The following is an 18894-nucleotide window of genomic DNA, read 5'->3' as shown; positions in this document are numbered from 1 at the left end:
ATATAATTATATTATAGGGGGTCCGGATGAAGTTTGTATCTCGCAATAAGTTTTTTATTTTTATTGCTTTCTTGTTGGTTCTTTGTGCCATTGTCGCTGTATTTTGGGGTCGAATTCAAACGGCCTGGGTTGTTTATCAATATGCCCAGACCTTCAAGCCCGAGAACATAGACGCGAATTTTCGTAGTCTTTACAAGCAGTATCCGTCGGTTCGAGTTGCGCGTGAAGGCGAAGTCAGTCCGCTGTTGAGGGCGGAGCGTCCATTGCCGAATAGTTTCTTCTATAAAGACGTGATGCGGGAACTATCTGAATGGCTGGAACGCAGCAAAACCACCGGTTTCATCGTGCTAAAAGACGGTGTCGTCGTTCATGAGGAATACAGACGTGGCAATTCGGAGAAGACGCAGGCCATCGCGTTTTCGGTGTCCAAGTCGTTCGTTTCATTCCTTGTCGGAAATGCGGTGCACGATGGCCAAATCAAGCTGGAGCAGGCAGTTGATTACTACGCGCCAATTCTGGCGGGCGGCGGCTATAAAGGGGTCACGGTCAAGAACGTGCTGCAAATGGCTTCCGGTATCAAGTTCAGCGAAGAATATGGTCATCCGAACTCGGATATTGTCCGTTATGCCGTGGAGATGAAGCGCGGATCGATTAACCGGTTTACAGCCGGGCTGGTGAGTGAGCGTCCGCAGGGAACGGTCAACCACTATGTATCTTCGGATACGCAGGTGCTGGCTATGGTGCTGGAAGGGGCGACCGGCGTTCCGTTGCAAAAATATTTTGCTGACAAACTCTGGACCAAACTGGGTGCCGAGGCCGATGCGTATTGGCTGACAGACCCGACCGGGGAGGTCGCGGCCGCAGGCGGGCTCAACGGAGTTTTGCGTGATTATGCCCGTTTTGGTCTCCTTTATCTGAACGAGGGAAAGAACTATCGCGACGAACAGCTGGTCCCTGCGCAATGGGTGCATGATTCGGTAACCCCGGATGCACCTTACCTTCTGCCGGGACGTCCCGGAGCGTTACGCGATGTCCCGTTTGGCTACGGTTATCAGTGGTGGTTGCCGGTTGATCATCAAGGAGATTACGCTGCGATCGGGATATATGGTCAGTTCATTTACGTGAACCCAGCCAAGAAGGTCGTGATCGCAAAGACATCGGCTTACGATAATTATAATGTTGATGGGCAGGAACTGGAGAATGAGTCCATGCATGCCTTTCAGGCCATCGCCAACGCTTTATAAGGGCTTCCGGCTGGTCTCGTTAAGTCGGATTTTAGAACATAAGCGCGTTCCGATCTGGAGGTCAGATGAGCGCGTTGTGTTTTTTTTGAAGCGAATTTTTGCGCACTTCTTTTCACGTTTGTGAATGGAATTCAGCGTCTCGGCAGACGGGAGGGCAGGTGACACCAAAAAGGCGGATAGCGGATGAAATAAACAATTGAACTTATACCTTTACATGAAGGTAAACCTGCTTATTCTGCGCGCTAAATTGAAGTGCATGATTTGCATGATTTGGTGGTGCGGAAATCGCTTATATGACTGATTCAGCTGTCTCGGGGGAGAAACCGCCGCTATCCAATTTTGCGCGACAGCTGCTGCATTTTCTGGATCGTGTCGAATATCGACGGATCGTCCATGCGGAAGATCTGGAAGAGATCGGTCGGCTTCGCTACCGCTCCTATCGTACCCGCAATGTGATGGATGAGGCCGAAGTGCCGTCCATTGTCGACGATATCGATCGGGACAGCCACGCTTTCGTCTATGGGGTGCATGTTGACGGGCAGCTCGTCAGCACATTGCGCATTCATCACATCACGCCAGATCATCGCAAGGGAACAAGCTATGCGCTGTTTCCCGATATCCTCGATCCGTTGCTCAATAGCGGCATGCATTTCGTCGATCCGACCCGCTTTGCCGCCGATCCGGAACTTTTGAGCGAATATCCGGCCATACCCTATATCACGTTGCGCATTGCCGCGATGGCATCGGAATTTTTCGTGGCCGATCAATGCCTTGCTTCGGTCAAGCCGGAGCATATGGCGTTTTACAAACGTATTTTCGGCACGTCGATGATGGCCGATGCGCGTGAACATGCGGGCTATGGCATCAAGGTTGGGCTGGGGGCCGCGCCGATCCGCAATATTCGCGATGCGGTCGCGGTGCGTTTTCCGTTCTTCAAGTCATTGCCGCGCGAGCGGCAGGCGATGTTTGCTGATAGCCGCAGCACTGTTGTGCCGCTGACGATATTGCCGACTGCGAAATATACGGGACTGGGCGTATAAGCGATTACTATGCGTTCTATAGGCAGTGTTCTAAATAATTAGATGTAGCGCATCGCGCGAATCCGATTTACGAAGACTGCGGAACCGCTTTACGCGGAGTGAGAGGGTTGCTGCGACGAAAAGACTTGGCGTTCATGCCGGGCTTTTGTTGTGTGCAGATTGAAGATTGCAGGTGTTTTCGCTTAACATCATCGATGTTGGGTGGAAAATCTGAATGGGTGGAACGAAAATGGCAGAACATCATACGACGGCTCCGGCTGAACTTGGCGCACCGATGGACTATGCTGAGCATGAGAAAACTTATGCCGGTTTCACGGGCCTGTTTAAATGGGGCACGGTGGCGGTTGTCGCCCTTATGATTGCCATGGCGTTCGGCTTTTTCGCTGGTGGTTTCTTTTCCGCGACCATTCTTTTTGTCCTAGTCTGCGTCGCTGCCTGGTTCATCCTCTAGCGCATTGACGCAGGCCGGATGGCGTCATCCGGTCTTGCAAAAATGCTGCAAGCTCAGAGAGCGAACCGGGATTAACCCCGCATGATTTGATCGAATGCCTTGGCATGGGTTACCGTGCCGAGGTTTTATGCATGTCTGTATCTCAGTTTATTTCAAAGGGTCTCATTTGAGAGGCTCGCAATTCTGCCCGACCGCAAGGCCGGATCAAGCCCGGATTACGACCATGAAAGGGAAACCAGCTTGGCCCAGACGTTATTTATCCCGCTAGAGAGTGACCCCAACGAGACACGCGTTGCGGCATCGGCGGAGACGGTGAAGAAATTCATCGCGCTCGGCTTCGATGTCGTCGTGGAAAAAAACGCCGGTGAGAAATCGCGCATTCCCGATGCCGATTTTGCTGCCGCCGGTGCCCGCATAGGCACAACGGCTGACGCCAAAACGGCAGACGTTATTTTGAAAGTGCGCCGTCCCACGGAAACGGAACTCAAAGGGTATAAATCGGGCGCAGCACTGTTTGCCATGCTTGATCCCTATGGTCATGAAGATTCGGTGGCGGCGCTCGCAAAGGCCGGAATTTCGGCTTTCACCATGGAATTCATGCCGCGCATCACCCGTGCGCAGGTGATGGATGTGCTGTCGTCGCAGGCAAACCTTGCCGGTTATCAGGCTGTGATCGACGCGGCGGAAGTCTATGACCGCGCCATGCCGATGATGATGACGGCAGCCGGTACGGTTCCTGCCGCCAAGGTCTTCGTTATGGGGGCAGGCGTTGCGGGTCTTCAGGCCATTGCAACGGCGCGTCGTCTCGGTGCTGTCGTGACGGCAACCGACGTTCGCCCTGCTGCAAAGGAACAGGTCGCCTCGCTCGGTGCGAAGTTCATCGCCGTTGAGGATGATGAGTTCAAGGCCGCGGAAACCTCCGGCGGTTACGCCAAGGAAATGTCGAAGGAATATCAGGCGAAGCAGGCCGCACTCGTTGCCGACCATATTGCCAAGCAGGATATCGTCATTACCACGGCGCTCATTCCGGGCCGTCCGGCCCCGCGTCTGGTGTCCAAGGAAATGGTCGCTTCCATGCGTCCGGGTTCCGTTCTGGTCGATCTTGCGGTCGAGCGCGGCGGCAATGTGGAAGGCGCTGTGCCTGGTCAAGTTGCTGAAGTAAATGGCGTTAGGATTGTCGGCCATCTCAACATGTCGGGCCGTATTGCTGCGAGCGCGTCGCAGCTTTATGCCCGCAACCTGATTGCTTTCCTTGAAACGCTCGTCGACAAGGAAACCAAGCTTCTCAAGATCGATCCGCAGGAAGAACTGGTCAAGGCAACGCTCCTGACGCATCAGGGTGCGATCCTGCATCCGGCTTTCGCCAAGGCTGATGCTACGCCTGCCGCAGCCGCGCCTGCTGTTGAAAAGCCAGCGAAGCCTGCTGCCAAGCCGAAAGCGGCACCTAAGCCGAAAGTGGCGAAGGCGGAGGTAGTCGGCGATGCCAAACCAGCACCGAAAGCAGCGAAAAAAGCGCCTGCAAAAGCACCGAAGACTGCTGCTAAGTCTTCGTCTTCCCCCAAGTCTCCTGTTGATGGAGGAGAGGCATAATGGCCGAAACTAGTCTCGATAAAGCTCTTGAGAGCTTGAACCAGGCCGCAGATGCTGTCCGTCAGGCTGCGGAAAACGCAGGTGGTCTGGGTGATGCTGCGGCGGCTGCCGCGCATGCCGCATCGGGTGGCGTGATTGATCCGTTCGTGTTCCGCTTTGCGATTTTCATTCTGGCGATTTTCGTCGGCTATTACGTCGTGTGGTCGGTCACGCCTGCGCTGCACACCCCGTTGATGGCCGTTACCAACGCCATTTCATCGGTGATCGTGGTGGGTGCGCTTCTGGCCGTCGGCCTTTCGCTTTCGGGCTGGGCAACCGGCTTCGGTTTCATTGCGCTCATTCTCGCGAGCGTCAACATTTTCGGCGGCTTTCTGGTCACCCAGCGCATGCTCGCCATGTACAAGAAAAAAGAAAAGTGAGGCTGAACCATTATGAGCGTTAATCTCGCAGCCTTCCTTTACCTCGTCTCCGGCGTGCTGTTCATTCTGGCGCTGCGCGGCCTGTCGCATCCGACGACCAGCCGTCAGGGCAATATGTACGGCATGATCGGTATGGCGATTTCCATCGTCACCACGCTTCTGCTGGCGCGTCCAAGCTTCGGCGGCCTGTCGCTGATCGTCATCGGCATCGCCATCGGTGGCGGTATCGGTGCGGTCATCGCACGCCGCATCGCTATGACGGCTATGCCGCAGCTCGTCGCCGCGTTCCACTCGCTGATCGGTCTTGCTGCCGTTCTGGTGGCCGCTGCCGCAATCTACTCGCCGCATTCCTTCGGTATCGGCGAAGTAGGCCAGATCCACGGTCAGGCGCTGATCGAAATGTCGCTGGGCGTCGCCATCGGCGCGATCACCTTCACCGGTTCGATCATCGCCTTCCTCAAGCTTGACGGTCGCATGTCGGGCAAGCCGATCATGCTGCCGGGACGTCATGTCATCAATGCCGCGCTGGCTGCAGCCATCGTGGTGCTGGTTGTTGTGCTGGTGAACACCGAAAGCCATTTCGTGTTCTGGCTGATCGTGCTGCTGTCGCTGGTATTCGGCGTGCTGATCATCGTGCCAATCGGCGGCGCGGATATGCCGGTCGTGGTTTCCATGCTCAACTCCTATTCGGGCTGGGCAGCGGCAGGCATCGGCTTCACGCTTGGCAATCTGGCGCTGATCATCACCGGCGCGCTGGTCGGCTCATCGGGCGCGATCCTGTCCTACATCATGTGTAAGGGCATGAACCGTTCGTTCATCTCGGTCATTCTCGGCGGCTTTGGCGGCGATACGTCTGGCGGTCCGGCTGGCGAGGTTGAACAGCGTCCGGTCAAGCAGGGTTCTGCCGACGACGCTGCCTTCATCATGAAGAACGCTTCCAAGGTCATCATTGTGCCGGGCTACGGCATGGCGGTGGCGCAGGCCCAGCACGCACTGCGTGAAATGGCCGACAAGCTCAAGGCGGAAGGCGTGGAAGTCAAATACGCCATCCATCCGGTGGCCGGTCGCATGCCGGGCCATATGAACGTGCTGCTGGCCGAGGCCAATGTGCCTTACGATGAAGTGTTCGAGCTGGAAGACATCAATTCGGAATTCGCGCAGGCCGATGTGGCTTTCGTTATCGGCGCAAATGACGTCACCAATCCAGCCGCGAAGACCGATCCGAAGTCACCCATCTTCGGCATGCCGATCCTCGATGTCGACAAGGCCGGCACGGTTCTGTTCATCAAGCGCGGCATGGGCTCCGGCTATGCGGGCGTGGAAAACGAACTGTTCTTCCGCGACAACACCATGATGCTCTTCGCCGATGCGAAGAAGATGGTGGAGAGTATTGTGAAGGCGCTTGATCACTAAATTGATTTCTGATTGAAATAAAGGGCGGGAAATTCCCGCCCTTTATTTATTTATTTCTTTGGAGGTTTTATGAAAAACTTCATTATTTTTATTATGATCTATATTTTTAATTTTTCTTATGCGCAAGCCGAAGTTATCGCTACTTTCCCTCAGGACGACGGTAAAAATGCGGTTACGGCTAATGTTTATTTTACTGCTACAGTGACGCAAAAGAGTGTTGCAGAACTGGGGGATACGTTCAATCAGCTCAGTATAAAATATCCTTCATTGAAAGGCATAAATCTCGTCATCAACAGCCCGGGTGGAAGTGCTTTTGACGGATTGCTGGCTTATACGATTGTGAAGGGTTCATCTGTTCCCGTCAGGGCCATCAACGGTGGTATGACAGCTTCAGCCGCAACGTTTATCTATTGTGCCGCAGGAGAGCGTCAAGCCTTGCCGGGTTCTTTGTTTCTGCTACATGCTGCAGCCTCCGATGCAATGGGAGGCAAGCCTGACGAGATAATGCGAGTGCTGGCAACGTTGGAGCATCTTCATAAATTTGGGAAGGATGTGTATAGTAAATGCACGTCTATGAGTGATGATGAGATAGAAACAATATTTAAAACCGAATATTTTGCCAAATTTCTGGATGACCAACAGGCGTCGGATATCAAGCTCAGCAATCAAACGGTGGAAGCGATCCCGCAGCCAGACATTTCCATTTTCATTCTCGACAAGGAAACAAGCGACTAGTCTGATGCCTCGGAACCAGAATTGCATTTTGCTCGATGGTACCCTCGTTTGTTCAGTTGCCGGTATATTTCTGACATCATGAGGCCGGATCAGCCGTAAATCATCTTGTCCTGCAAAGCGCGCAGTTCGGCGATCTTCGAGCCGGGCTGCGGCGCAGCATTGGCGTAGGTGATGAGTTCACCCTTCTTGATCGGCGCGATGACCGAGCCGTTCTGGAGCAGGCCGCAGGGAATGGCCTTGGCTGCACGGGCTTCCGGCGTCGTCATGATCCAGGAGCGATAGCAATATTGGCCGATGGCATCGAGACGGTCGCCCGGCTGCAAATCCTTCTTGGCAACCGCGCAGACTTCCGCCACGGGTTTCGGCAGCGGCACCATATCGGTCTTGCCGTGCAGCACCACGCGCGCCACGGTCAGCGGCACTTCCAGCGAGGTGAGGTGGAAAGGGCGGTGGAAGGTGAAATAGGGGCCTTTGCCCATCTTCAGGTCTTCCAGCCGCTCGACAAGGCGGGGATGTTCCATCTTGGCGATGACGAAGACGCCCGGCGATACGCCGCGCCCGATGGAATAATCGACCACGCCCGATTTGTTGAGAACGCCGCCGTCTTCTTTCGGGATCAGGGTGCGGTTCAGCTCGTCGATCGCGGCTCTGGGGCCATGCATGCCTGCAATGTCGGGGACAAGCCCGGTGGCGTTGGCGATGGCCGCCATTTCGACCATGGTCTTGGAGCCGTCGATGAATTCCACAAGCAGGCGGACATTCATGTTCCGGCGGTCCGCCTCTTCCTGATAATCGTCGGGGATCGCATCGAAATTGAGCGGATTGTTCTTGCCTTTGCCGGCGGCCACAACCTTGTGGCCCATGGCGGACACGAATTCGATCAGCTCCATGCAGGATGATGGCTCATCGCCGGCGCCAAGCGAATAAATCACGCCCCGCTTGTCGGCCTCGGCTTTGAGATAGGGGCCGATGGTGACGTCGGCTTCGACATTCATCATCACGAGATGCTTACCATTGCGGATCGCCTTGATGCCGGTTTCCGCGCCCACTTCCGGAATGCCGGTGGCGTCGATCACGACATCGATCAGCGGGTTGGAGAGGATCAGGTCATTGTCGCCGGTGACGGCGATCTTGCCATTCTCGATGGCGCGGGTCATCGCCGCTTCGCTGTTGGCTTCCTGCGCATTTTCTTCGTCGCCATAGGCGGTGCGCACAGCTTTGAACGTGTTTGGAAGCCTGCGGGCGGAAAGTGCGCCGACTTCGATGCCCTGCATCCGCGCCACCTGCGTGACGATGTCCGTGCCCATCTCGCCAGCGCCAATGAGACCGATGCGGATCGGCTTGCCGGTTTCAGCTCGCGCTGCAAGATCGCGTGCCAGTCCAACCAATGCCACATTTGTCGTCATGAAACTCTCCGCAAAGCTAATGGCCGCAATTTTGTATCTATGCATTCCCAAACGCAAAATCGCTTCACACTTTTGCTGGGAATGCCTGGCCGGTAATCGGTAATATTGTCACGTTCGTGTTGAATTACGTGCGTAATAGACCAACAGTCTCTATATCAACACCGACAGGCGCGCATCCCCAATCTGCGCGACAAAATATGCATCCCTTTATAGGGCCACTGGAGCCAAAATGAGCAGTGTATCCCCCTTTGATCTTGTGATCTTCGATTGTGACGGCGTTCTCGTCGATAGCGAAGTTCTGTCCTGCCTCGCTTTCGAGCGCGTCTATGCCAATCACGGCATGGAACTGCCGCAGGGCACGGTGGCCAAGGGAATCGGCATGAAACAGGCCGATATAATGAAGATGATCGAGGATATGACCGGCCATCGCCTGCCGGATGGCGTCGATGGCGAATTCTGGCCTGCCACCCGGACCTTGTTCGCGGAAGCGCTGGAGCCGACCGTTGGTATCGCCAGCTTCCTGCGTGAACTGCCGCAGAAGCGTTGCGTGGCCTCGTCCTCGCATCCCGAGCGCATTGCCTTCAGTCTGGAAAAGACAGGCATCAACCATTATTTCGGCGATGCGGTTTATTCGTCCACCATGGTGAAGCGCGGCAAGCCTGCGCCGGATCTGTTTCTGTTCGCCGCCGACAAGATGGGCGTCGATCCGTCGCGCTGCGTGGTGATCGAGGATTCACCCTTCGGTGTCGAAGGCGCGATTGCTGCGGGTATGACCGCTTTTGGTTATACCGGCGGCGCACATACCTATGACGGCCATGCCGAGCGCCTTTCGTCCAAGGGCGCGCATCAGGTTTTCACGCATTGGGATGACATTGCGCGGGAAATTCTGGTTGCCGCCTAAGTGTCTGATCCAAAAGTCGCCATGCCGGGCTGCAAATGGCAATTTCTGCGCTTCCGGTGCTCACGTACCCAAATGTACGCTGCGCTCCGGTTCTCGAAATCACCATTTTCGCCACGGCCTGCCGCTTTTTGATTCAGACACTAAGCGCGCTATGGGTTAAACAAAGGGCAAATCAGTTCAGCAGGAATGGCCAGCGAATGAAAGACGCAATCACGCTCGATCAGTTGCGCGACGCAATCGGCACGGAAATCGGATGTTCCGAGTGGCGCGAAGTCACACAGGAAATGATCAACCAGTTCGCGGATGCGACCGACGATCACCAGTTCATCCATGTCGATCCGGAACGCGCTGCCAAGGAAACGCCCTTTGGCGGCACCATTGCGCATGGCTTTCTGACGCTGTCGCTTTTGTCCACGCTGGCCTATGAAGCGCTGCCCATGCTGGAAGGCGCAACGATGGGCATCAATTACGGCTTCGACAAGCTGCGCTTCCAGTCACCGGTCAAGACCGGCGCGCGGGTGCGTGCGCGCTTCAAGCTGGCCGATGCCGATATTCGCCCATCGGGACGAGTCGTGAACTATTACGATGTGACGCTCGAAATCGAGAACTCGCTGAAACCCGCCTTGACGGCCACCTGGCTGACGATTGCCGTTGTAGAGCCGCCAAAAGACTAAGAGCCTGTTCCAAAAGTCGCCCTGTGTGGCTGCAAATGGCAATTTCCTTCATTCCGGTGCTCACGGACCCAAAAGTACGCTCCGCTCCGGTACTCGAAAATCACCATTTTCGCACACACATGTCGCTTTTTGATTCAGGCTCTAAGGCTGAACGGCATCAAGCCGCTTCGCGATAGGATACCGGAAGCCGCCCTTCTTCATCGAGAGGGGCGGCTTTTCCTTTATGCGTGGTCATCAGCTCGCGGAAGAAAAACGGGCCATGCAGGAACATGCCGAAATCGTAGAAGTTCTTTTTCTCGGCCCCGCGCACATAGAGAAGGTGCATCAGAAAGAAGTTGCCCTTGGAGCGCTTGTAGCGGTTTTCGCTGTGGACGTTCTTGAAACGGATGCGATGAATGAGTGGCGGATTGACCGCCTTGATCTTAAGGGCGCTGGCTGGGTCGGAACCGTAGAAATGGATGATATCTGTCAGCACCTGGAATTCCGACCATAGGACCGGGCTATCCTCAAGCACCACACGCACATCCTCGCGGAGCGCTTTCGCTCGTGGATGCAGGGCGATCATCATCAGGCAGGAGCCGACGGCCAGCAGCGATACCGGCTGCAGCTTCAGAAGGTCGGGGCGCTGACGCTGAACGGTGGCAAGCGCCTCGATAGCGGGCACAGTGCCGAGACTATGCGCAACAATGATGACTTCATCCGCATGGCTTTCTTCGATCTTGCGCATCAGCGTCTCGGCAAAGGCCGTCCGGCGCTGGTTCAGCTTCGCGTTGCGGTCATGAATGCGGTCATAGGCTGCCGACCAGTCGTCGAGCAGATAGGACATGAAGAACTTGTCGCCGGGCCTGCGCACGAGAAGCGTTGCAAGGAAGGCTGCGAGCGGCGCGGACCAGAGAAGATGCAGCGCTGAAAAACCGGCCAGCATCGGCGCTGTGGCGATAAGGGCTGCAACGCCCAAAATGGCGAGCGACAGCAGGAATGGCCACAGGAAGAACAGCACGAAGCGCCAACTCGTCGTGAGATAGCGCCACAGCGTGCCGGTAAACAGGATGTTCATGAAGGCGAAGAAGCCGGTCAGCATCCGCCTGGGCGTCGAGCGCGCGGCGTAGTCGTCAAAAATATCCGCAGTGCCGAACTGGCAAAACTCGGTCTCCGTTCGCCAGCCATTGCCCTCAGTGACAGCCAACGTCGTGCCGCTATTGTCCGGCTCGTCCGTCATGGGCGGCAGCTTGGTCTTGGCGTTCCAGAGCTTGTCGAAGTCTTTCAGGACTTGCGCGTGGCGCACGCGGACGGCTTTGGGGTGCAGGCCTTCATAGCCTGTGAACTGGATAACGAGTCGCTTGCGGAGGGGCATGAAACAAACAAATGGAATCAAAAAACAGGAAACGCGCCGGTTAACTCTGTAGAAGGCCGGAAGCGGGGTGGGGCATCCCCATTGGACGACTATTGAGGCCGAATTATGCGGGAAACGAGCGGCTCATTAACGCATTTGTCTGGCCGGAACTATAGTCAATTGGTGTAAAGACGGTATTTCACAGGGGGAGATGGCCAAATTTGCATGTTGAGGTGGACAGCCTGGGCTCGATCTGGTAATAGCCAGCACCAATTTGCAGCGTTTCCGTTGCGAAGCTTGGGAGCCTTAGGGCGTTGCTCGGCCGGTCAGTCCGGCTGAAATCGTTAAAAGACCCCCGAACGGCCTCAGGCTTAACCGAAATTCTAACCGATACGGGAATACACGTGCAGGTACTCGTCCGCGATAATAATGTTGATCAGGCTCTCCGCGCTCTCAAGAAAAAGATGCAGCGCGAAGGTATCTTCCGCGAAATGAAGATGCGCGGCCACTACGAAAAGCCATCTGAAAAGCGCGCTCGCGAAAAGGCAGAAGCCGTTCGTCGCGCCCGTAAGCTCGCTCGCAAGCGTGCACAGCGTGAAGGCCTCGTTGGCGGCGCCCGCGGCGCTCGCTGATCGACCTCAAAACAGGCGCCGCTTTTGTGGCGCCTTTTTGCTTTCCGGTGCTTCCTTCGGTTGCGCCGGTTTTTGCATGTCCTGATTTCAGAGTTTTTGTTGCCGAAACAGCTCGGTTTCATCTTTTTATTAAAGTTTAGCGTTGGCTCTAAAAAAGTTTCTAGACTTTGCCGGGCGAGTTATGTGTAAAAACAAATGATTAGGATATTCAGCTTTCGGGCCGGATATTGGAAGGCGATACAGGTTTTTTGCTGCCGCCTTTTCGCTGTTTTTATCTGACAGTTCCAGTGAGCCCTTGCCGGGCTGGCGCGGACTGAAATGAACAAGGCGGTCCCGCAAGACTCTTCGGCTGTGAAGCGCCCGTGCGTTGAACGAAAGCCGGGGCGGGGTGGAGAAGAAACGGGCCGTAACTGCCCGGTTTCGATGGAACTAAAAGGAACACTGTCGTTGCCAACACGCTTCAAGGTGATGCAATCGTCCGAAACCAGGATTTCGGGAGTTGAGACATTCGGTGGAAACCGGGCTGGAATCGGTCGTCACGGTTTTTTGATTGCTGCCACGCTGTTGGCTCTGACTGTGGCTGGCTGCCAAAGCTCGACCACGACTGCGCTGAGCACTGTTGATCGGGCGCAGGGTTCGAGCGAGAATATCAGCTCGCTCACCAGCGTGATCCAGTCCAATCCGCGTGATCCGGAAGGCTACAATGTTCGCGGCTCTGCCTATGGCAAGGCCGGGCGCTACAAGGAAGCGATCCGCGATTTCGATCAGGCAATTGCGCTCAATCCGAATTTCTATCAGGCCTATTCCAACCGCGCGCTGGTCTATCGCTATATGGGCGATACCAACAAGGCTGCACAGGACTACAGCAAGGCCATCCAGCTCAATGGACAGTATGACGCCGCCTATATCGGTCGCGGTAATGTCTACCGTCAGGCGGGCCGTCTCGATCAGGCTCTGAACGATTTCAATCAGGCTATCGCCTTGCAGACCACTGATGGTCGCGCCTATCACAATCGCGGCCTGATCTATCAGGCCAAGGGCCAGCACAAGCAGGCCATCGAGGATTTCTCCAAGGCGATTTCGCTCAACTCCACAGCGCCGGAGCCTTATAACGGCCGCGGCCTTTCCTATGTGGCGCTGAACGACTACGACAACGCCTTCGACGATTTCAACACGGCCATCACGCTGGATCAGGGCGTTGCGGAAAGCTGGGCCAATCAGGCGCTGGTTTACGAGCATCGCGGTGAAAAGGCGAAAGCTGCCAGCTCCTATTCGAAGGCTGTGCAGCTCGATCCGCGATACCAACCTGCGAAGGACGGACTTTCGCGCACCCGCGGATAATTTGCGAAAACATTTCCAAATGAAAAGCGGCGCGCCCAAATTTGGGCGCGCCGCTTTTCTTTATTCTGGCCTGCGATATATTGGTATCTATGTCGCTCTTCGATCATATTGGCTTCAAAGCCAAAGATATTCGCCGCAGCCTTTCATTCTATGAAAGCTGTATGCCTGAGCTTGGACTGGAAGTTATTGCGCGTTCGGGCAGTGGCTTCTTCGTCAGCGGCGGGGAGAGGGCGCCAGTGCCTTTCCTCTGGATTCATGGTTCTGGAGGTCCTGCAGACGGCGTGGCTATGGATGCAGCCGAGGCGAAGCCGGGCGAACATCTGCATCTCATGTTCACAGCTGGAAGCCGCGATGCGGTGGAAGCCTTTCACCGCGTGGCATTGAGCGCCGGTGGCAGCGACAGTGGCAGTCCCGCTTATCAGGGGCCGGAAGAGATGGGCTATTACGCGGCGCTGGTCTTCGATCCCGACGGAAACACGCTGGAAGCGGGTTTCCGTGAGAGGAAGCGGTAAGCGAGCGTGATCAGGCGCGCAGGTTGCGCTTGTCGAGGCGGCTGACCAGACGGTCGCCGATCCACTGAATGCCGCAGACCATGATGATCAGGATGATCACGACGGCGATCATGATCTGTGTTTCAAAGCGCTGATAGCCGTAGCGGATGGCGAGATCGCCAAGACCGCCTGCGCCGATGGCGCCTGCCATGGCCGAAGCGCCCACAAGCGTGATGATCGTCACGGTGAAACCGGCAATGATGCCGGGCAGGGCTTCCGGCACCAGCACTTCGCGCACGATTGTCCAGCGGCTTGCGCCCATCGAGCGCGCCGCTTCGACCAGACCGTAATCGACCTCGCGCAGCGATACTTCCGCGATGCGCGCATAATAGGGGATGGCCGCAATCGAGAGCGGGACGATGGAGGCCCATGTGCCGATCGACGTGCCGACGATGAAGCGGGTTACGGGGATAAGCGCCACCAGAAGAATGATGAACGGCACCGAACGGAAGCCGTTGATGATCGCGCCCAAAAGGGTGTTGACCGTCAGGTTCTGCGCAAGGCCGCCGCGTTCGGTCAGGATCATGATGAGGGCGAGCGGCAGACCGACCACGAGCGAAATCAGGCTCGAAAAGCCGGTCATGATGATGGTCTCCCAGAAGGAGCGCCAGAGAAGATCAAGCATTGCCTGAGACATAGCCGAGTACCTCCGTGGCGTCTGCATGGGTGTTGAGATAGAAGATGGCGGCTTCGAATTTCACTTTGTCCTCAGCGGGTAGGCTGATGAAGAGCGTGCCGACCGGCTCGCCCTGGATCGTGTCCATGCCGCCATGGATCAACTGCGGCACGAGGCCGGTTGCCGTTGCCACATCGTTGAAGAAAGCGCCTCGCGCGGCTTCACCTGAAAGCTTGACGCGGAGGATGGCGCGATCACCTGCCTTGTCCGTCAGGCGCGCACGCCACGAGGCGGGCAGTTCCGGTGTCAGCACCTGCAACATGCTCTGCGTGACCGGCGATTGCGGATTGGCGAAGACCTTCCAGACGGGGCCTTCTTCGGCAATTGCCCCATGATCAAGCACGATAACGCGGTCTGCGATGCGGCGGATGACATCCATCTCATGGGTGATGAGCAGGATGGTCAGGCCAAGCTTGGTGTTGATGTCTTTCAGCAGGGCCAGAATGGACTGGGTGGTTTCCGGGTCGAGCGCCGATGTCGCCTCGTCGGACAGCAGCAGCGCGGGCTCGGCGGCAAGCGCGCGTGCGATGCCGACACGCTGTTTCTGGCCACCGGAAAGCTGGGCCGGATAATGGTTTGCCTTGTCGGACAGGCCCACCAGTTCGAGCAGCTCGGCGACACGGCGTGCACGCTCGGTCCTGGATTTGCCTGCAATCTTGAGCGGCAGGGCGATGTTATCCGTAACGGTCTTGGCCGAGAGCAGATTGAAATGCTGGAACACCATGCCGATGCGGCGGCGCAAAGGGCGCAGCTCGGTTTCACCGAGGCCGCTGATTTCGCGACCTTCGATTTGGATCGAGCCTGCGTCGGGCTTTTCGAGGCCGTTGACGCAGCGGATCAGCGTGGACTTGCCCGCGCCGCTGCGACCGATAATACCAAGGATTTCGCCGCGTGATACGGAGAGCGACACGCCATTGATGGCTGCCGTGTTCCCGAACATTCGGCGCACGTCTTTCATCTCGACGATGGGCGCTGTTGCGGTGGATGGCGGTTCAATGATCGCGGGGGTCACGGGGGTCACGGTCGTTTCTTCTATAGTTTGAAGCACCGCTGCGCACAGCGGCAAACTGCAATCGGATGAGGCTTCAGGAATAATGAGGCCTGGCTAAGCCATGGAGCTAATGCTCAACGCCGATGCTTTTGGGCAATTTTTTTTCATACGTCAATAAAAGCCGCGCCGGAAACACTTTCCGGCGCGGTGTTTTGCGGATGAAAAGCCTATTTCCAGGCCGGAATTCCGGTGCCCTTATAGGCGCGGTCGAGCTCGGCCTTCACGGCGTCGTTCTGGAACGAAGCGACCAGATTCTTCACCCATTCGGCGTTTTCGTCTTCGCTGCGGACCGCGATGAAGTTGTTGTAAGGATTGTTTTCCTTCGATTCCCAACCGATGGCTTCTTCCTTCTTCAGACCTGCCTTGGCAGCCCAGTCATTGTTGACGATGGCTGCATCGAGATCGTCGATGGAACGACCAACCACACCGGCGTCGAGTTCCTTGATTTCAAGCTTCTTCGGGTTTTCGACGATGTCGATCGGCGTTGCGAGAATGCCTGCATCCGGCTTCAGCTTGATCAGGCCCTTTTCTTCGAGAACGCGAAGCGCGCGGCCTTCGTTCGACGGATCGTTCGGCACGCCGATGACGCCGCCTTCCTTCACTTCGTCGAGGCTCTTGTGCTTGCGCGAATAGATGCCGATCGGCCAGACAGCCGTATAACCGGCAACGCTGATCTTGTAGCCGTGTTGCTTGATCTGCTCATCGAGATAAGGCTTGTGCTGGAAAGCGTTGGCGTCGATTTCCTTGCGCTCCAGCGCTTCATTCGGCTGGTTATAGTCGTTGAAGGTCACGCGCTCGATGTTGAGGCCGTGCTTTTTGCCTTCTTCGGCAACGACTTTCCAGACGTCTTCGTCTTCGCCGCCCATGATGCCGACCTTGATGGTCTTGTCTTCTGCATGGCTCGGGGCCGAGGCAAAGCCAACGGTCAGCGCTGCAGCGGTGAAGAGAAGGGCTTTCAGACCGGCGCGACGGCTCAAAGCGTAACGGGAAAGGGCTGACGACATTTTTGTTTTCCTTAGCTGAACATTTTGGAAAGCCGGTCCCGGATTGCGATCATTAGATGATCATTCTCCCCAGCCCTCCCTGATGCCGATAATTCCCGTTTGCATGGAATTAAACAAGGAAAATTTTTTCTGAAAATTGAGCAGCAGCAAATCTGAAATTGCGTTCACAGACGCGTGAGCGGATTGCCATTTCCGCTCACTGTTCTCTCAGGAATCTGGTTCTAGAGTGGCTCCGTAAAAGCTGAATCGTCGGAGCCGCTCTAGTTATTTGTTTAAGTATTCTCCACCCGCATAGGCACTGCCTTACCGATTATCCGCGATAATCATCTGTGCAGCCTTCTCGGCGATCATCAGCGTCGGCGAATTGGTGTTGCCGGACGTGATGGTCGGCATGATGGACGCATCGGCAATGCGGAGACCCGCAATACCGTTGACCCGCAGGCGCGGATCGACAACCGCTTCCGCATCCTGTCCCATGCGGCAGGTGCCGACCGGGTGGAAAATGGTCGTGCCGATATCGCCTGCGGCTTTTTCCAGCTGTTCCTGCGTTTCATAGCTCGGACCGGGTTTGAATTCTTCCGGGCGGTATTGCTGCAAGGGCGCCTGCGCAACGATATGGCGGGTGAGGCGGATGGAGTCGGCTGCAACACGGCGGTCGCTTTCTGCGGAAAGATAGTTCGGCCGGATGGCCGGTTGGGTGCGGTGATCCGGCGATTTGACGTGGATCGAGCCGCGACTGTCCGGGCGCAGATTGCATACGCTGGCCGTGAAAGCGGGGAAGGGGTGAACGTTTTCGCCGAACTTCTCGAGGCTCAGCGGCTGCACATGATATTGCAGATTGGCAGTTTCATAGGACGGGTCCGAACGGGTGAAGACGCCAAGCTGGCTCGGCGCCATCGACATGGGGCCGGACTGGCGCAGCAGATATTCCAGCCCGATCATCGCCTTGCCGAAAAGCTTGTTGGCCTTCTCATTGAGGGTCGGAATACCCGTTACCTTATAGGCGCAACGCAGTTGCAAATGATCCTGAAGGTTCTCGCCAACTTGGCTGCGTTCCAGCGTGACCGGAATGCCTGCCTGTTGCAGCACGTCACCGCGCCCGATGCCCGACAGTTCGAGCACATGCGGCGAGCCGACGGAACCGGCGGCAAGAATGACCTCGCGCCTTGCCTTGACGATGCGGGTCGTACCGTTCTGGTCGAAGGTCACACCATTGGCGCGCAATTCTGCAATCTCGATGCGGCGTACATGCGCGCCGGTTTCAACGCGCAGGTTCTGGCGTTCCAGCGCCGGGCGCAAAAAGGCCTTGGCAGTATTCCAGCGAATCCCGCGCTTCTGGTTGACCTTGAAATAGGACACACCTTCATTGTCGCCGCGATTGAAGTCGTCGGTGGCGGGGATGCCAGCGGCAACGGCGGCATCGCGGAAAGCATCAAGAATATCCCAATGCAGGCGGGCATTCTCGACGCGCCATTCGCCGCCGGTACCGTGCAGGGCGCTCGCGCCCGCATAATAATCTTCCGATTTCTTGAACAGCGGCAGCACATCGTCCCAGCCCCAGCCTTCGCAACCGGCCTGCCGCCAGAGATCGTAATCGCGGGCCTGACCGCGCATATAGATCATGCCGTTGATCGACGAGCAGCCGCCAAGCACCTTGCCGCGCGGATAGCCGAGCGCGCGGCCGTTCAGGCCGGGTTCGGCTTCCGTGGTGAAGCACCAGTCGGTGCGCGGATTGCCGATACAATAGAGATAGCCGACCGGGATGTGGATCCACGCATAATTGTCCTTGCCGCCCGCTTCCAGCAGCAGGACGGAACGGTCGGGATTCTCGGACAGTCGGTTCGCGAGGGCGCAACCTGCCGTGCCCGCGCCAACCACGATGTAATCGTAGGTGTCGGTCATGATTGTATATCCAGTAAAATGCGGAGCCGCGATCAGCCGATACAGCGGCTCATTGATGGGTGATTACCCGAACAGTTTCTTTCCTAGACGTGAGGCATAGAACTCTCCGACGATGCCTTTACGGAAGAGTATGACGCATGCCATGAAGATGAGGCCCGTGACGATTGTGACGGGGAAGTCGGACGTTGCGAGATAGTTCTGGAGGGCGACGACGAAGGCGGCGCCGACGATGGGTCCGATCAGCGTGCCGATGCCGCCAAGCAGGGTCATCAGGATGACCTCGCCCGACATCTGCCAGCCGACATCGGTGAGTGTCGCAAACTGGAAGACAAGCGCCTTCATGCCACCTGCAAGGCCCGCAAGGCCTGCCGACATCACGAATGCGGCCAGCTTATACTGATTGACGGAATAGCCGAGCGATATGGCGCGGCTTTCGTTCTCGCGCACCGATTTCAGGATCATGCCGAAGGGCGAGTTGGTGATGCGCCAGATGGCGAAGACCCCAAGCACGAACACAGCCAGCACAAAGTA

General features: G+C 56.5%; 19 protein-coding genes. 12 read left to right on the top strand and 7 right to left on the bottom strand.

Annotation, left to right across the window (positions count from 1 at the left end; all coding sequences use genetic code 11):
- Positions 1–26 precede the first annotated feature (26 nt).
- The 7 genes from FHW03_RS19825 to FHW03_RS19795 all read left to right on the top strand — a co-directional run bounded on the left by FHW03_RS19825 (position 27) and on the right by FHW03_RS19795 (position 6892).
- On the top strand, positions 27–1244 hold the full coding sequence (locus FHW03_RS19825; protein ID WP_182522194.1) for a serine hydrolase: 1218 nt from the start codon (positions 27–29) through the stop codon (positions 1242–1244).
- Between the two features lie 293 nt (positions 1245–1537).
- On the top strand, positions 1538–2284 hold the full coding sequence (locus FHW03_RS19820) for an acetyltransferase (protein WP_078341224.1): 747 nt from the start codon (positions 1538–1540) through the stop codon (positions 2282–2284).
- 229 nt (positions 2285–2513) lie between these two features.
- Positions 2514–2735, top strand: coding sequence for an aa3-type cytochrome c oxidase subunit IV (locus FHW03_RS19815; RefSeq protein ID WP_078341239.1), 222 nt, complete (start codon positions 2514–2516; stop codon positions 2733–2735).
- A 240-nt stretch (positions 2736–2975) separates the two neighbouring features.
- Positions 2976–4325, top strand: coding sequence for a Re/Si-specific NAD(P)(+) transhydrogenase subunit alpha (locus FHW03_RS19810; protein ID WP_182522193.1), 1350 nt, complete (start codon positions 2976–2978; stop codon positions 4323–4325).
- Positions 4325–4744, top strand: coding sequence for a proton-translocating transhydrogenase family protein (locus FHW03_RS19805; RefSeq protein WP_182522192.1), 420 nt, complete (start codon positions 4325–4327; stop codon positions 4742–4744). The genes FHW03_RS19810 and FHW03_RS19805 overlap by 1 nt, the downstream gene beginning before the upstream one ends.
- Before the next feature lie 12 nt (positions 4745–4756).
- Positions 4757–6157 (top strand): NAD(P)(+) transhydrogenase (Re/Si-specific) subunit beta, encoded by a 1401-nt coding sequence (locus tag FHW03_RS19800; RefSeq protein ID WP_182522191.1) that lies wholly within the window; start codon positions 4757–4759, stop codon positions 6155–6157.
- Positions 6158–6226: 69 nt separating this feature from the next.
- Positions 6227–6892 (top strand): ATP-dependent Clp protease proteolytic subunit, encoded by a 666-nt coding sequence (locus FHW03_RS19795; protein ID WP_182522190.1) that lies wholly within the window; start codon positions 6227–6229, stop codon positions 6890–6892.
- Positions 6893–6981: 89 nt separating this feature from the next.
- Here FHW03_RS19795 and FHW03_RS19790 read toward each other — a convergent pair whose 3' ends face one another.
- Positions 6982–8298 (bottom strand): 1-deoxy-D-ribulose 5-phosphate reductoisomerase, encoded by a 1317-nt coding sequence (locus tag FHW03_RS19790; RefSeq protein WP_182522189.1) that lies wholly within the window; start codon positions 8296–8298, stop codon positions 6982–6984.
- 229 nt (positions 8299–8527) lie between these two features.
- On the opposite strand from FHW03_RS19790, the gene FHW03_RS19785 reads away from it, so the two are divergent.
- On the top strand, positions 8528–9199 hold the full coding sequence (locus tag FHW03_RS19785) for an HAD family phosphatase (protein ID WP_138787185.1): 672 nt from the start codon (positions 8528–8530) through the stop codon (positions 9197–9199).
- Between the two features lie 197 nt (positions 9200–9396).
- The gene (locus FHW03_RS19780) at positions 9397–9873 is read left to right on the top strand and encodes a MaoC family dehydratase (RefSeq protein ID WP_182522188.1); all 477 of its coding nucleotides are present in this window, start codon (positions 9397–9399) and stop codon (positions 9871–9873) included.
- A gap of 157 nt (positions 9874–10030) precedes the next feature.
- On the opposite strand, the gene FHW03_RS19775 is transcribed toward FHW03_RS19780, so the two are convergent.
- Positions 10031–11227, bottom strand: a complete 1197-nt coding sequence (locus FHW03_RS19775; RefSeq protein ID WP_182522187.1) for an alpha/beta hydrolase — start codon at positions 11225–11227, stop codon at positions 10031–10033.
- Between the two features lie 383 nt (positions 11228–11610).
- Here FHW03_RS19775 and rpsU point away from each other — a divergent pair, with 383 nt between their 5' ends.
- From rpsU to FHW03_RS19760, 3 genes are all read left to right on the top strand, one after another.
- On the top strand, positions 11611–11838 hold the full coding sequence (gene rpsU / locus FHW03_RS19770; RefSeq protein ID WP_078341232.1) for a 30S ribosomal protein S21: 228 nt from the start codon (positions 11611–11613) through the stop codon (positions 11836–11838).
- 423 nt (positions 11839–12261) lie between these two features.
- A complete protein-coding gene (locus tag FHW03_RS19765; protein ID WP_182522273.1) occupies positions 12262–13179 on the top strand; it encodes a tetratricopeptide repeat protein in 918 nt (305 codons plus the stop codon).
- Between the two features lie 89 nt (positions 13180–13268).
- Positions 13269–13691, top strand: a complete 423-nt coding sequence (locus FHW03_RS19760; protein ID WP_182522186.1) for a VOC family protein — start codon at positions 13269–13271, stop codon at positions 13689–13691.
- A 10-nt stretch (positions 13692–13701) separates the two neighbouring features.
- Here FHW03_RS19760 and FHW03_RS19755 read toward each other — a convergent pair whose 3' ends face one another.
- From FHW03_RS19755 to FHW03_RS19735, 5 genes are all read right to left on the bottom strand, one after another.
- Positions 13702–14367, bottom strand: coding sequence for a methionine ABC transporter permease (locus FHW03_RS19755; RefSeq protein ID WP_182522185.1), 666 nt, complete (start codon positions 14365–14367; stop codon positions 13702–13704).
- Positions 14348–15364 carry a methionine ABC transporter ATP-binding protein gene (locus FHW03_RS19750; protein WP_182522272.1) on the bottom strand — a complete coding sequence of 339 codons (1017 nt, stop codon included), beginning with the start codon at positions 15362–15364 and terminating at the stop codon, positions 14348–14350. Before FHW03_RS19750 ends, FHW03_RS19755 begins: the two co-directional genes overlap by 20 nt.
- A 260-nt stretch (positions 15365–15624) precedes the next feature.
- Positions 15625–16461 carry a MetQ/NlpA family ABC transporter substrate-binding protein gene (locus FHW03_RS19745; protein ID WP_182522184.1) on the bottom strand — a complete coding sequence of 279 codons (837 nt, stop codon included), beginning with the start codon at positions 16459–16461 and terminating at the stop codon, positions 15625–15627.
- Between the two features lie 303 nt (positions 16462–16764).
- Positions 16765–18363, bottom strand: a complete 1599-nt coding sequence (locus FHW03_RS19740; RefSeq protein WP_182522183.1) for a GMC family oxidoreductase N-terminal domain-containing protein — start codon at positions 18361–18363, stop codon at positions 16765–16767.
- 63 nt (positions 18364–18426) lie between these two features.
- Positions 18427–18894, bottom strand: a 468-nt coding sequence (locus tag FHW03_RS19735; protein ID WP_182522182.1) for a branched-chain amino acid ABC transporter permease, incomplete at its 5' end; no start/stop codon positions are given.

This window comes from Ochrobactrum sp. RH2CCR150 (assembly GCA_014138095.1).
In the GTDB taxonomy this organism is placed as follows: domain Bacteria; phylum Pseudomonadota; class Alphaproteobacteria; order Rhizobiales; family Rhizobiaceae; genus Brucella; species Brucella gambitense.
The sequence above is the reverse complement of the archived record's forward strand: the minus strand, read 5'-3'. Positions and strand labels throughout refer to the sequence as shown.